This is a genomic window from Nocardia sp. CA-290969 (genome assembly GCF_050936135.1).
In the GTDB taxonomy this organism is placed as follows: domain Bacteria; phylum Actinomycetota; class Actinomycetes; order Mycobacteriales; family Mycobacteriaceae; genus Nocardia.
The window spans coordinates 1837827-1851674 of the sequence record NZ_JBNJNJ010000001.1; the positions used below are offsets into that span (position 1 = coordinate 1837827).

The 13848-nt window shown below is 68.6% G+C and carries 11 protein-coding genes and 1 pseudogene; 5 read left to right on the forward strand and 7 right to left on the reverse strand.

Annotated elements, in window-relative coordinates:
* Positions 1 to 105: 105 nt before the first annotated feature.
* From ACQEVO_RS08635 to ACQEVO_RS08645, 3 genes and pseudogenes are all read right to left on the reverse strand, one after another.
* Positions 106 to 1458, reverse strand: a complete 1353-nt coding sequence (locus tag ACQEVO_RS08635) for an FAD-dependent oxidoreductase (protein ID WP_432910729.1) — start codon at positions 1456 to 1458, stop codon at positions 106 to 108.
* 29 nt (positions 1459 to 1487) lie between these two features.
* A pseudogene (locus tag ACQEVO_RS08640) lies at positions 1488 to 2313 on the reverse strand (SDR family NAD(P)-dependent oxidoreductase).
* A 48-nt stretch (positions 2314 to 2361) separates the two neighbouring features.
* Entirely contained in the window at positions 2362 to 4308 is a 1947-nt protein-coding gene (locus ACQEVO_RS08645) for an FAD-dependent oxidoreductase (protein ID WP_432910732.1), read from the reverse strand.
* Between the two features lie 121 nt (positions 4309 to 4429).
* Here ACQEVO_RS08645 and ACQEVO_RS08650 point away from each other — a divergent pair, with 121 nt between their 5' ends.
* The 5 genes from ACQEVO_RS08650 to ACQEVO_RS08670 are packed head-to-tail and all read left to right on the forward strand — an operon-like array spanning position 4430 to position 9963.
* Positions 4430 to 5467: an ABC transporter substrate-binding protein gene (locus ACQEVO_RS08650; protein WP_432910735.1), complete on the forward strand. Its 1038-nt coding sequence runs from the start codon at positions 4430 to 4432 to the stop codon at positions 5465 to 5467.
* 40 nt (positions 5468 to 5507) lie between these two features.
* A complete protein-coding gene (locus ACQEVO_RS08655; RefSeq protein ID WP_432910738.1) occupies positions 5508 to 6290 on the forward strand; it encodes an SDR family NAD(P)-dependent oxidoreductase in 783 nt (260 codons plus the stop codon).
* Position 6291: 1 nt separating this feature from the next.
* The gene (locus ACQEVO_RS08660; RefSeq protein ID WP_432910741.1) at positions 6292 to 7455 is read left to right on the forward strand and encodes an ABC transporter ATP-binding protein; all 1164 of its coding nucleotides are present in this window, start codon (positions 6292 to 6294) and stop codon (positions 7453 to 7455) included.
* Entirely contained in the window at positions 7455 to 9152 is a 1698-nt protein-coding gene (locus ACQEVO_RS08665; RefSeq protein WP_432910743.1) for an ABC transporter permease, read from the forward strand. Before ACQEVO_RS08660 ends, ACQEVO_RS08665 begins: the two co-directional genes overlap by 1 nt.
* A 46-nt stretch (positions 9153 to 9198) precedes the next feature.
* Complete coding sequence (locus tag ACQEVO_RS08670; protein WP_432910746.1) at positions 9199 to 9963, forward strand: SDR family NAD(P)-dependent oxidoreductase; 765 nt, start codon at positions 9199 to 9201, stop codon at positions 9961 to 9963.
* Between the two features lie 147 nt (positions 9964 to 10110).
* On the opposite strand, the gene ACQEVO_RS08675 is transcribed toward ACQEVO_RS08670, so the two are convergent.
* The 4 genes from ACQEVO_RS08675 to ACQEVO_RS08690 all read right to left on the reverse strand — a co-directional run bounded on the left by ACQEVO_RS08675 (position 10111) and on the right by ACQEVO_RS08690 (position 13782).
* The gene (locus ACQEVO_RS08675; RefSeq protein ID WP_432910749.1) at positions 10111 to 11130 is read right to left on the reverse strand and encodes an MBL fold metallo-hydrolase; all 1020 of its coding nucleotides are present in this window, start codon (positions 11128 to 11130) and stop codon (positions 10111 to 10113) included.
* Positions 11127 to 11462, reverse strand: a complete 336-nt coding sequence (locus tag ACQEVO_RS08680; protein WP_432910750.1) for an EthD domain-containing protein — start codon at positions 11460 to 11462, stop codon at positions 11127 to 11129. Before ACQEVO_RS08680 ends, ACQEVO_RS08675 begins: the two co-directional genes overlap by 4 nt.
* 136 nt (positions 11463 to 11598) lie before the next feature.
* Positions 11599 to 12222, reverse strand: coding sequence for a TetR/AcrR family transcriptional regulator (locus ACQEVO_RS08685; protein ID WP_432910752.1), 624 nt, complete (start codon positions 12220 to 12222; stop codon positions 11599 to 11601).
* Between the two features lie 45 nt (positions 12223 to 12267).
* Positions 12268 to 13782, reverse strand: a complete 1515-nt coding sequence (locus ACQEVO_RS08690) for a class I adenylate-forming enzyme family protein (protein ID WP_432910754.1) — start codon at positions 13780 to 13782, stop codon at positions 12268 to 12270.
* Positions 13783 to 13848 lie beyond the last annotated feature (66 nt).

The window sequence follows — 13848 nt, forward strand, 5'->3', positions numbered from 1 at the left end:
GAGCGGTCGCCGCTAGCGGCCGGCCGTACCCACCGGGAGACCGGCTGGGCGATCGAATCGCTCGTGCCGGGCCGCCCCTCATCTGCGGCCCGGCACGGCGCGCCCCTAGGTGTTCACCGCGGGCCCGGCCGGAGCGGTCGCCAGGCATCCGGTCGCGGTATCGGCCGCGGCCAGGCCGAAGACCAGTGCGGAGGCGATCCCGCCTGCGTAGGCGTAGTGGTAGAGACCGCCGGTATCGGAGCCGGCGGCGAACAGCCCGGGGACCGTGCCCCCGGTGGCGGACAGCACCCGGGCCGCGGCGTCGATGCGGATGCCGTGGAACGGGAAGGTCAGCGCGGGGCAGGTTTCGATGAGGTAGTACGGGCCGGCGTCCAGCGGCGCCGCATCGTGGGTGCGGGCCGGCCGGACCGCGGGGCCCGCGAGGTTGACCTGCCGGATCTGTTCGGCGACGGCTGCCCCGCCGTACCCCCACTCCGGTGGCAGGTACGCGAAATCGTCCAGGGTGTCGGCGATCCCGCAGCGGCCGCCGCGGCGCTGGGTGAGCTCGAACTTGTCCACCGCGACCGCGCCCTCGACGTAGCTGCCGAGGACCCATTCCCGGTACACCCGCTCGTCGGCGACCAGCAGGCCGCGGGCCTCGGGCTGATCGAGCAAACGCATCGCGGTCAAGTGGTCGCCCAGGGTTTCGTCGGTGAACCGCCGGTTGTCCAGGTTGAACAGCAGTGCGTGCTCGCTGTAGTACAGCGACAACCCCACGAAATCGGCGGAATCACGGAACGGGACCTGCGTCGGCACCAGGTGACCGTAGAAACCGGACCGTGAAGTTCCGGTGGCGGCGCCCACGCTTTCGGCCAGGCGCAGCCCGGCGCCTGCGCTCACCGGGTTGGCGCGCAATGGCATCTCGGCGGCGCGCGGGTGGATATGCTCGGCGACCAGCTCGCTGTCGGCCTGGAATCCACCGGTGGCGAGAACAACTGCACTGCTGATGATTTCGACTTCGGACCCGTCCGGCCGGCGAACGTGGGCCCCGGTGACCGCGCCGTCTTCGCGATGCAGCGCCAGGGTTTCGGTGCCGGTGAGCAACTGCCCTCCGGCGCTCACCCGGCGCCGGCATTCGTCGAGGTACTGGTTGGTGTCGAACTGGTGACCGCGGCCGTAGCGCAGAATCGGCACCGCGTCGGCGCAGTGCACGCCGAGCGCGCGGATCCAGGCGATACCGTCGGCGAAACCGTCGACGAGCGCATTGCGCAGCGCCGGATCGCCCGCCGGGTTCACCTCGTCCATCACCTCCCGGCTGGGTGCGGTCCAGGCGTATCCGGCGAACCGCGCCGAACCGCCGACCGTATCGGCCTTCTCGACCACCACGACCGAGGCGCCCCGGTCGAGCGAGCGCGCCGCGGCGGTGAGGCCGGCCATCCCCGCACCGATCACCAGGACATCTGTTTCGATCCTCTGCATTCTTGCTCCTTCGTGCTCGATCCGGCGTTTCAGACGGTGAACCGGCCGCCGTTGCTCAACAGCACCGCGCCCACGACATTGGCGGCGGACGGTGCGGCGAGATAGAGGATGTTGTCGGCCAGTTCCTCGGCCGTGGCGTAGCCGCGGGCGGCGCCTTCGGATATGGCCGCGCGCAGATGCGCGGGCGTGCGCCGGGCCATCCCGGTATCGACCGGGCCCGGCGCGACGGTGTTCACCCGGATCCCGAAATGCGCGACCTCTTTGGCCACCGATTGGCTGAGTGCGTGCACACCGGCCTTGGACGCCGCGTAGTGCGGATAGCCGGCCAGGGTATCGAACGCCGAGGACGAGCCCACGGTGACGACGGCCGCCACCGGTTTCCTTCATCGCCCGGACCGCGGCCCGCAGCACATGGAAGGTGCCGTCCAGGTTGATCGACAGGATCCGCCGCCAGTCGGAATCCTCGAGATGGTCCAGTACTTCGGGCGGCCGATTCTGTCGGGCGGATTCGTAGATGCGCTGTTTACTCCGCGGATCGTCGACCCCGGCCGCGTGGACCACGATATCGACCCGGCCGTGCTCGGCCTGCGCGGCGGCGAAGACCTGATCGACCTGTGCCGAGTCGGCCACGTCCAGGTCGACCGGGATGCCGCCGGCGATATCGGCTGCCACTCCCGCCACCGCCCGCCGGTCGATATCGCAGAGGTACACCGCTGCCGCACCGCGCCGGGCGAGCAATCGCGCGGTGGCGGCGCCGATCCCCGATCCGGCGCCGGTCACCAGCGCCACCTTCCCGCTGAACTGCTGCTGCGGCACGGCTGTATCCTCCCGCGTCGAACCGGTATTCGTGCTCACTGGAAACTGCCTTCCCAGTCGATGCGGTATTTCCCGGCGCGCATCGGATCACCCGGCCTGTGCGGGCAGCAGCCGTGTGCCACCGAGAATCGCTTCCGCGGCCGCGTAACCCTCGGCGATGGCGTGTGACACCCGGCGGGGGACCAGGGCGTCACCGATGACCTGCACCCTCGCCCGCGGCAGCTGCTCCGGGAAGGACCGCCAGCCGGTCGCCATCCGTTCCCCTGCGACCACCACCCGGTCACAGAGCAGCTCGTGTGTCTCGCCGGACAGGGAATTTCGATAGCTCACGACCGTTCCGGTCGCGGTACGCCGCACTTCCACGAGCGCTGCCTGGACGACGAAATCCACCGGGCATCCCGCGAGGCGCCGCAGCAGCTGCACGCGGCTCTCCGCCGGGATACCGGCCGCGATCGCGGCAGCCGGGGTGAGCACGGTGACCCGGCGCGCCCCTCCGGTCAGCGCCGCCTCCACGGCGCCGACCGCGGGCCAGTATCCGAACCCGTCGTCGATCACCACCACGTGGTTGCCCGGCCAGATCTGCCGTGGATCGGTGAGCACCGAGGTCGTCGTCACGGCGCCGGCGATATCGGCTTCGGTCGCCCCGGTCGCCACGATGACCTCGTCGAAATCGGTCAGATCCGCCGCCGCCACCCGGTGCCCGAGTTCGATCCGGACATCGGTGAGGTTGTCCTGATAGAAGCGCAGCAGTGCCGACCAGCGGGTTCGATTCGGTGCCTGCGCGGCGGTGCGCACCTGGCCGCCCAGCCACGGCTCGGCCTCGAAAAGCGTCACGTCGTGGGCCGCTGCCAGGCGTAGGGCGGCTTCCAGGCCGCCGGGCCCGGCGCCGACCACCGCGACCTTGCCCGGCCGAGTCGGTGGGGGCCCGAATCGCAGCGGGCGGGCCGGGCGCGCGGCGAGGCCGGGTGGCGCGAGGGTGGGATTCACCGTGCACAGCAGGACCGGGGTGAAGGAACGGCAGTCCTCGTTACAGGACACGCACGGCCGGATCCGGCTGTCCGCCCCGCTCAGCAGTTTTGCCGCGATATCCGGGTCGGCGATGAACGGCCGCGCCATTCCCACCAGGTCCGCGCCGGCGGCGAGCGCCCCCTCGATCTCCGCCCGCGACCGGAACGCCTGCGAGACCAGCAGCGGACGGGTGGTCGCCGCGCGGATACGGCTCAGCAGCGGCAGCAGCGGCGGTTCGGCGGTCGCCATATCGCGGACGTAGGTGGTACGCACACCCGCGGTGACGTTGATGTAGTCGAATACGTCCAGCTGCGGCAGCAGTTCGCACAGGCCGTCGGCATCCAGTCCGGCCTCTTCGGCGCCGTCGATCGAAACCCGGACGCCGAGAACGAGGCCGGGGCAGGCCGCGGTGATCGCGGTGTGCAGCCGTTGCAGGATTGCGGCGCGGCCGGCGACAGTGGCGGCGCCGGCCCGCGTGTTCGAGGCCGGCGAAAGGAACTGTGCCAGCAGGTAGCCGTGCGCGGCGTGCAGTTCCACGGCGGCGAAACCCGCCTCGGCGGCGTGGCGGGAGCTGAGCACGAAATCGGCGATCACCCGGTCGATATCGGCGTCCGACAGCACCCGGGCGCGGACCGGTTCGCGTGGGGACCGGACGGCCGACGGTGCCACGGGGTGTTCCCAGATCTCGGCTCCCAGCGTCTCCTGCCCCAGATGCACGAGCTGGCAGACCGGTACCGCGCCGCCCGCGGCGATCGCCCGGGCGCGCCGGCGCAGACCGGGCACGGAGTCGGGGAGGGATGCGTCGGTGATGTTTCCTGTGCGGTTGCCGGAGTCCGATCCGACCACCGTGCCGCCCGCGATCACCATCGCGGCGCCGCCGGCCGCGCAGCGCCGCCAGTAGTCGTCGTCGCCGGGCCGGGCGAGGCCGGCGCTGACCACGCCGGAGCCGTGCGCGGTCGCTACCAGCCGATTGCGCAGCTCGAGGCCGCCGATCCGGAGCGGGGACGACAGGAGAGGCGAGACCAAAGTTCCTCCTTGAACTGGATTCACTTCATATTATTGCCACAAGGTGATTGACACCACAATGGGTATGGCATAGTTTCAAACTGACATCAGTTCAGTTCTGTGGGATGTGGGTATTCGCACCATGAAGTTGCTGTTCCGGGCCACGGTGGCCACCGTGGCACTCGCTGTCACCTCCGCCCTCACCGCCTGCGGGGGAAGTCCGGGAACCACGGCCCCGGTTTCGGGCGGATGGAACGAGGTGGTCGCCGCCGCCGAGAACGAAGGCAGCGTCCTGCTGTATTCGAGCCAGAAACCGGCAAATCTGGAGCGGCTGGAAAAGGCGTTCGAAACCGCGTACCCGCGGATCGATATGGAATTCGTCCGCGGCACCGACGCCGATATCAATCCGCGGGTGGAAACGGAGAACCGGACCGGTCGCGGCACCGCGGACGTCCATATGCTCACCGACGCCACCTGGATCGCCAATGCGGCCCAATCCGGTAACTATTCGACCGAATTGGTCGGTCCCGGCCTGCGGGCACCGGAATACCGGCCCGAGAAGAGTGTGCTGGAAAACCGTTTCGCGCTCTCCAGCGCCGCCGTCTTCGCCCTCGGCTGGAATACCGAGGCGGTCCCCGGCGGCCTGACCTCACCGCGCGATGTGCTCGACCCGAAATACACCGGCAAGATCGGCATCGTCAACCCGACCGGAATCGCCGCGTACGTCGACCTGTACCGCTTCTACGCCGCCACCTACGGCGCCGACTACTGGGAGCGGATGGCCGCGCTGAAACCACGGATCTATCCGAGTGCGCTCGGTGTCGCGCAGGCGCTCACCTCGGGTGAGATCGCGGTGACCCCGTCGGTGCAGCCGCTGGTGACCGAGGTGGCCGCCGGCGCCCCGGTCGGCTGGGTACTCCCGCCGCACCCGTGGGGAACGCCCTGGTACAGCCATGTCGCGAGTGTCGCGCCGCATCCGAATGCCGCCCAGCTGCTGGTCGATTTCATGGCCACCCGGGAGGGGCAGACCGCGCTCAACGACGGGTACGCCGCCGCCCTGCCGGATATCCCGGGTGCCGTGGTGCAGGCCCAGGACATCGCCGCACCGGACACCCGGGACCTGACACCGGACAAGGTCGCGCAGTACTCCCAGGAATGGGCTCGGCGTTTCCAGGGCTGATCCGGCCCCACCGTTCCCGACGAATCGACAAAGGACAGGTATGGACGAGACGGCCGAGCCCTGGCGTGGCAGCCATGTACTGGTGACCGGGGCTTCCGGGGGAATAGGCGGGGCCACCGCCGAACTGTTCGTCGCCAAGGGTGCGACGGTCTATCTCACCGATATCGACGATATCGCCGGCCGGCGGCGCGCGCTGGAGCTGGGACCCCGCGCCCACTACCACCACCTCGACGTCACCGACGAATCCGGCTGGCAGGCCGTGGCCACGGCGATGGAACAGGCCGGTCATCCGATGAACGTGCTCGTCAACAGCGCCGGAACCGCTCTGAAGGCGACACTGGCCCGGACCACGCTCGACGAGTTCCGCCGGATGATCGACCAGCACCTGGTCGGTACGTTCCTGGGGCTGCGGACCGCGGCCGCCGCGATGACCGGCGGTGGGTCGGTGGTGAACATTTCCTCGCTGCGCGGTGTGCTGGCCACCGCCGAACTCGGCGCGTACGGCGCGGCGAAATTCGGTGTGCGCGCCTTGACCAAGGTCGCCGCCCTGGAATTGGCCGAACAGGGGATCCGGGTGAATTCGGTGTGCCCGGGCAGTATCACCACCGAGATCACCGCCGCACCCGGTTTCGCCACCGACGATGTGCAGGCCTATGTCCGCAGTATTCCGATGCAGCGGCGCGGTGCCCCCGCCGAAGTGGCTTCGGTGATCGCTTTTCTGGCGGGCGCCGACAGCAGTTATGTCACCGGAACCGATCTTCTCGTCGACGGCGGAACCGCCGCCGGCGTACGCACTCCGAAACTCCCGACCCAGAAGGCATGAGATGACGTCGCAATTCACCGTTTCCGGCCTCACTAAAACCTATGGCAGCAACGTCGTCGTCGATCAGCTCGACCTCACCATCGAGGAGGGTGAATTCCTGGTCCTGCTCGGCCCGAGTGGTTGCGGGAAAACGACGACACTGCGTTGCCTGGCCGGGCTGGAAACACCACAGGGCGGTGCGATCACCTTCAAGGACCACCCGGTATTCGATGCGAACGCACGCCTGAATGTGCCTGCACACAAACGCAATATAGGAATGGTGTTCCAGTCGTACGCGCTGTGGCCGCATATGACCGTCCGCAACAATATCCGCTACCCGCTGAAGGTGCGGAAGATGAAAGAAGCCGTCGCCGCGGGCGCGGTGGAAGCCGCCGCAGAAATGGTGGATTGCGGGCAATTGCTCGACCGGTATCCGTCGCAGCTCAGCGGTGGACAGCAGCAGCGGGTCGCGGTGGCCCGCGGCTTGGTGGCGCGGCCGGATCTGGTGTTGTTCGACGAACCGCTGAGCAATCTCGACGCCCGGCTGCGCGACCAGGTCCGTACCCAGATCCATCAATTGCACCAGAAGCTCGGATTCACCGCCGTATTCGTCACCCATGATCAGTCCGAGGCCTTCGCGCTGGGCGACCGGCTCGCCATCATGAAGGCCGGCAAGATCGAACAGTACGACGCGCCGGAGCGGGTCTTCGAGAATCCGGTATCGGACTATGTCGCCGCCTTCATCGGGATGAGCAACCGTTTGTCGTTGCGGCGCGGGCACGAGGGATGGGCGACCGCGGCCGGCGACCCGATCGACCTCACCCATGCCGTGGTCCGTGACAACGCCGACCGGCACGACAGCGCGGTCGCCCGGCTGCGGCCCGACGATGTGCTGTTGCACGCCACGGCGGACGAGGTGCCGCTGGGCAATGTCGCCCTGCACGCCGAACTGGTGACCTACGAGTACGGCGGCCGGTACTTCGACGTCACGGTCGAAACCGGTGGCGAACAGCTCATTCTGCGTGCACCGGCCGCCCAGCACGGTGCGGCACTGCGGGGCAGCCGCCCGGGAGCGCCGCTGGTGGTGAGCTTCTCCCCGGCGAGCCTGCGGGTCTTCGCGACCGCCGGCGGCACCTCCGCCGGTGCGGCCGAGCCGGTCGCCGTGAGTGTGGGAGGGCAGGCCTGATGACCGCTGTGACCACCACCGCGACCCGGTCCTTCGCGCTGCCCGCGCAATGGCGGACCCGGCTCGGATATCTCGCCTTGCTGGCCGTCCTGGCCTATCTCGTCGTGCTGCCGATGTTCCGGCTGCAATCATTGGCCTTCGAGGACGGTGCCCGCGGTTATCGCGCGCAGTACACCCGTTTCGATATCGGCGAAACCATCCGGACCACCGTCGCGCTCGCGCTGGGCTCGCTGGTGATCGCCATGGTGCTCGGCACCCTGCTCGCCTTCGCGGCGAGCCGGCTACCGGACCGTTTCGGATTCCTGCGGATCATCCCGATCCTGCCGATCGTGATGCCCGCCGTCGCCAATATCGTGGGCTGGGCATTCCTGCTCTCACCCGGACCGGGCTACCTGAATGTCCTGCTGCGGAAGCTGCCCTGGTGGAGCGGTTCGGATTCCGGCCCGATCGATGTGTACACGGTGCCGTGGATCATCATCCTCACCGGTTTCGGGTTGACCTCGTTCGTCTACCTGTTCGTCAGCGCCGGGATGCAGAACATCGGGGCCGAACATCTGGAGGCTGCGCAGATCAGCGGCTCCTCCACCGTCGGGGTGTTCTTCCGGGTGGTGTTGCCGCTGCTGCGGCCTTCGCTCATCTACGGCGGCGGTATCGCGCTGCTGCTGGGCCTCGGCCAGTTCACGGGTCCGCTGTTGCTCGGCCAGAACTACGGCGTGAAAGTGCTGACCACCGAGATGTATCGCCGGGTCTCGGAATCGCCCTCGGATTTCGCCGCGGCGGCCGCCGCCGGTTCACCGCTGGTGATCTTCGGGCTGGTATTGGTGCTGATCCAGAAAGGGCTGCTGGGCAACCAGTCCCGTTTCGTCACGCACGGCGGTAAGGCGTTCGCGCCGGCGGCGGGACGCTCGCTGTGGGCCACGGTGACCATCGTCGTCTACGCCCTGTTCGCCCTGATCATCCCGCTCGTCGGGCTTGTCATCGTGTCGCTGACCCCGTACTGGTCCGGATCGCTGTCCTGGGATCTGCTGACGCTGGACAACTTCCGCGCCCTCGCCGCGGACAACGCCATCGTGAACTCGGTGCTCACCAGCGTGTCGACCGCGCTGGCGGCCGTGGTGATCTGCGTCCCGCTGGGTTATCTGATGGCCGGCCTGCTCGTGCGCGGCCGGCAGTTCAAGATCATGGCATTGCTGGCGGACCTGATCACCGCACTGCCGCTGGGTATTCCGGCGGTCATCTTCGGTGTCGGATTCCTGCTCACCTATACCGAGCCGCCGCTGATCCTGTACGGGACCAAGACGGTGATCATCCTGGTCTACATCGTGTTGATGCTGCCGTACGCGACCAGAATGCAGATGACGGCCATGCTCTCGCTCGGCAACACCTACAGCGAGGCGTCGGCGACCAGCGGTGCGTCCCCGCTGGTGACGAACCTGCGGGTGATGCTGCCGCTGATGCGGCCCACCATCCTCAGTGCCGTCGCCCTGATGTTCATCCTGCTGACCCACGAATTCGCCGCCTCGCTGCTGGTGCGCGCCTCGACCACCCAGGTGATGGGCACCCTGCTCTTCGACCTGTGGCAGAACGGCTCCTACCCGCTGGTCGCCGCGATGGCGCTGCTCATGACCGCGGTCACCACCGCGGGTGTGGGTGTCGCGATGCTCATCGGCGGCCGGAACGTGCTGAACAAGTTGTGAACCGCGGTCTCTCCGTGGTGATTCCCCCGAAACAGAAAGGCCTGCCATGGCAACGGGCCCGTCACGGCTGAACGACAAGGTAGTCCTGGTGACCGGTTCGACCGGTGGTATCGGTGTGCAGATCGCGCGCCGGCTCGCCGCGGAAGGCGCCACACTCGTGGTGACCGACCTCGGCGAGGCGGCGTGCGCCGACCTCGCCGCCACCCTGGACCGGCCGGAGCACCATCTCACCCGGCCGCTGGATATCGCGCGTGAGCAGCAGTGGCAGGACACGGTGGCCGCGGTACGCGATCGGTACGGGCGTTTGGACGCATTGGTCAACAACGGGGCCATCGGCAGCCTGGCCTCCGTCGTCGACGAGGACCTCGACCGCTACAACCGGGTGATCGAGGTAAGTCAGACCGGCACCTGGCTGGGCATGAAGCACGCCGGCGCCCTGATCGAAGAGAGCGGCGGTGGAGCCATCGTCAACCTCTGCTCGATCCTGGGCAGCGTCGGCGGCTTGGGCAACAGCCTGGCGTATGCGGCGGCCAAGGGCGCGGTGCGGACGATGACGAAGAACGCCGCCCTGCACTGGGCTGCGAAGGGGGTCCGGGTGAACTCGATCCACCCGGGTTTCATCGAAACCGAACAGCTGCTCGACCGGTACGAAGGCAGCGAACGGCATCGGGCGATGCTCGCGAACACCCCCATGGGCCGGCTGGGCCGGGCCGAGGAAGTGGCCGCCGCGGTCGCGTTCCTGGCCGGTGACGATTCGACCTTCGTCACCGGTACCGAACTGTATGTCGACGGCGGCTGGACCTGCGCCTGACGGTGCGGAAATCGGGGCTGTCTCCACCGGATGAGGGTGGAGACAGCCCCGTTCGCTTCGGTTGTGATCGCCCGGATCACGGTCCGGCAGTGGCGCGACCCGACGCCCGGTGCGTGGCCGGGGGCGATCCGGCCGGGCCGGAAGCGCTCAGGAAGAAGCCTTGAAAAGGTCTACACCGGAATAGGTTTCGGCGGCCAGCGCATTCCTTGCGACCAGGACGTCGAGATGCGCCATGGTTTCGCAGGTGGCCACCATCTGATTGAACGTGTCGAGAGTGCCGAACGGGCGTTCTCGACGGGTCCAGGTGAGCGCCTGGGCGACCTCGAGGCCGGTGCAGGGCCCGAGGTCGGTTACGGCGGCGCGGATCTGCTCGAAACGCCGGCCGTGGTGCGCCAGCAGATCGCGGGCGCGCCGCCCGGCGCTGCCACCGTCCGGGCCGTGGGCGGGCAGCATGATCCGGTCGTCGTCGTCGCGCAGCAGTTCGAGCGAGTTCAGGAATTTGTCCAGCGGCAGTTCCCAGGCACCGAGTTCGAAGCCGATCGAGGGCGTGATGGTCGGCAGCAGATGATCGCCGGTGAACAGCATCCGCCGGGCGGTGTCCTGGAAGACCAGGTGTCCCTTGGTATGCCCCGGTGTCGCGCGGACCTCGAGTTCGTAACCCTCGAGGGTGAGCGGGCCGGGCTGCAGCCACCGGTCGGGGGCCTCCCAGTCGGCGACGTCGAAGGGTTCACCGATACTGCCGGCGTAGGCGCGTGCCGCGATACCGGCGGCGCCGGCCCGGCGTAGTTCGCGCAGGGAACTGGTGGGTACGTTGTTGCGGAGTTCGCGGATCGCCGTGAGGCCGGCCGATTCGCCGGCGCCGAGATGAACCCGGCACCCGTGGCGGCGCCGCAGCTCCACCGCGAAGGTGTAGTGGTCGCGGTGGATATGGGTGACCAGGACATCGTGGATCTCGGCGGGGGAGCGGCCGATCCGCGCGAGCCCGGCGGTGAGCTCCCGGTAGGTGTCCGGGCGATGCCAGCCGCCGTCGATCAGGACGAGCCCGGCGGCGGTTTCCAGGGCGTAGACGTTCACCGCGCGCAACCCGTCCTGCGGGAGTTGCAGGGGGATGCGGTGGATACCGTCGGCGACCGGATAGCAGCCGGGCTCGGCCCAGTGCGCGCTCATTCGCCGCTGCCGGCCAGGGACACCATGGTCTGCTCTTCGCCGAACCAGATCATGCGGCGCCCGCGCATCGCGCCGACATGCTGGACGGCGGCTTTCCATTCGGGGCTGGCCAGCGCGGCGTCGAGGGCCTCGCGGGATTCGAAGCTCAGGATCGACAGGCCGTCCCAGCCGGCCGATTTCTCGTCAACGGTGTCGAGGAGTTCGGTGTGCTGCCAGCGCAGCAGGCCGGGCAGGGGATAGGTCACCTCGGCGTGTTCGCCGCGCCACCATTCGATGAATTGTTCGTGCGACCAGTCGCTGGGCCGGGACGCCAGCACGATGAGGTTGTACACAAGCTCTCCTAACTGAATTCTGTTCTGTTACGCAGGGTGGACCACGGCCCCGTCCGGTTGCCCGGAGGGCCGGGAGCGTCCGGGTCGTCGCTCCGGGCCTACGGCACCGCGGGCCGGCGCCGTGTGCATCGGCCTGTCAGGCGCGCACCATCCGCACCGAGGCCTCGGTGACGGTCTCGGTGATCTCGGCAAGGGTCAACGAGCCGTCCGGGCGATACCACCGCCACACGCTGATGATCACCGCCAGCACCATCCGGCCGAGGATTTTGGGATCACCCTCGGCGAATACGCCCGCCGCGATACCCCGCTCGATCAACTCGGTCCAGTTCTGTTCGATTTCCTGGACCAGTTCGCGCGAGCGCAGCCGTTCGGCTTCTTCCTTCTTCGATTGGCGCGGCTGGGCCAGCATGTCCATATGGTTCTGCAGGATGCGGCGCTGCAGCGCGTCGATCGGCTCGGCGCGCAGGGCGGCGGCCACCGCCGCGCGCAGCGCTTGCTCGGGGTCCGCTTCGTTCTCGGTGGCGGTGACGAAACGGTCGACCGAATCGGCCAGCTCCAGTCGCATGATCGTGAGCAGGCAGTGCGCCTTCGACTCGAAATAGTGGTAGAGCGCGGTCTGGCCGATGCCGACCTCGTCGGCGATGGAGGCCCATTTCGTATGCTCGTAACCGATACGCCCGAACTGCTCGATGGCAGCGGTCAGGATATTGCTGCGTTTGGACCGCGGGCTTTCCCGGCGGGTCCCGCTGTCAACGGTCATGAGAAGTGTGCCCCCAAATATCGGCTGTGTGTGGATCGGTCAACTCTACCCCACCTGAGATGAATTCGAGTCGGCTGACGCGAGCCGGGTGGCCAGCTGGATCGCATCCGGACGGGAGAGTTTTCCGACCCGGTTCTGCGGTAGATCCGCCACCGCGAACAGATATTCCGGCCATTTGAATTTGGGAAAGCCGGCCGCCGCGAGCTGGTCGGTGACGGTCTCCAGGGTCGGTTCCGCGCCGTCGGCGACGACGAGGGCCGCCGCGCGCTCACCCAGCAGTTCGTCGGGGACCGGGACCACGCAGACCTGCACGATGCCGGGTAGTGCCGCGATCGCCGACTCCATCTCGTTGATATCGATATTGCGCCCGCCCCGGATGATGATCTGTTTCTGCCGGCCCATCACCCGGATGGAACCGTCCACGGCCACCTCCACGAGGTCACCGGTGGGCAGGAACCCGTCCGCGGTGAGGTCCGGCGGGACCGGGACGCCGCCGCGGGCATAGCCGACGAACAGCGACGGGCCTTTCACCTGGGCGTCGCCGATCGCACCCGCGGGCAGCCCGGCCCCCGATTCGTCGACCGCGCGGACGACGGTACCCGGGAACGGGCGGCCGTCGCGGCCCAGCCGGATCTCCGGGGGGTCGCCGGGCAGCGGCGTCGTATGGCCCAGGCATTCCGACATCCCGAACACCCGGAGGAACGTGGTGCCCAGCTTGGTTTCGGCCTCGGCCAGCGCCCGCTGGTTCATCGGTCCGCCACCCACGGTCATGGCGCGCAGGCCGCGCAGCCGTCCGGCGCTGTTTCCGGTGACCGAGAGCTGCAGGGCCATGGTCGGGACCAGCATCGTCCACGAGACCCGGTGCTCGGCCATGGCGTCCAGCGCCGCCGCGGGAGACCATCGGCCGATGGTGACCATCGTGCCGCCCAGGAACGCCGGGAGATACATCCCGAAGCAGAAAGCCGCCACCGACGACAAGGGCACGAAGGCGCCCACCGATTCACCCGAGCGCAGGCCGACGGCCTCGATGGTGCTGCGGCAGGCGTAGCGGATGGCGTCCTCGGATTGGACCACGCATTTGGGCCGGCCGGTGGATCCGGAGGTCATGGCGATGGCGCTCCCGCCGCGCCATCGCCGCACCGGGCCGAACGGCGCGGTCCGGGCCCGCAGCCGGTGCTCGCCGAAGGCGGTGGCGGCGATCGGGAACTCCGTCGCGGGCACGTCCCAGCGGCTCAGGGCGGCGGGGTCACCGATCACCAGATCCGGGTCGATATCCTCGAGCGCGAGCCGGAACTCCGATTCGGTCGCATGCGGGCTGAACACGGCCACGACCCCGCCCCGCAGGCCGACGGCCAGCGCGGCGGCGAGCGTGCGCCAGGTGTTGTCGGCCTGGATGATCACCGTGGGCCCGCGCTCGTCGATGGCCGCGATTCGATCGGCGAGGGCGTTCGCCGTCGCCATGATCTCGCCCACGGTGTGCTGTCCGAGTTCGTCGATCACCGCGATTTCCGCCGGTGCCCGCCGGGCCCGCTCGAGCATCTCCTGCGCCAGTGTTCTCATCTACCGTTCCTCATGCCGCTGTGCTCTCTGTCTACTCGCTGCCGGGCCGCCGCGGGGCGGTTCGGG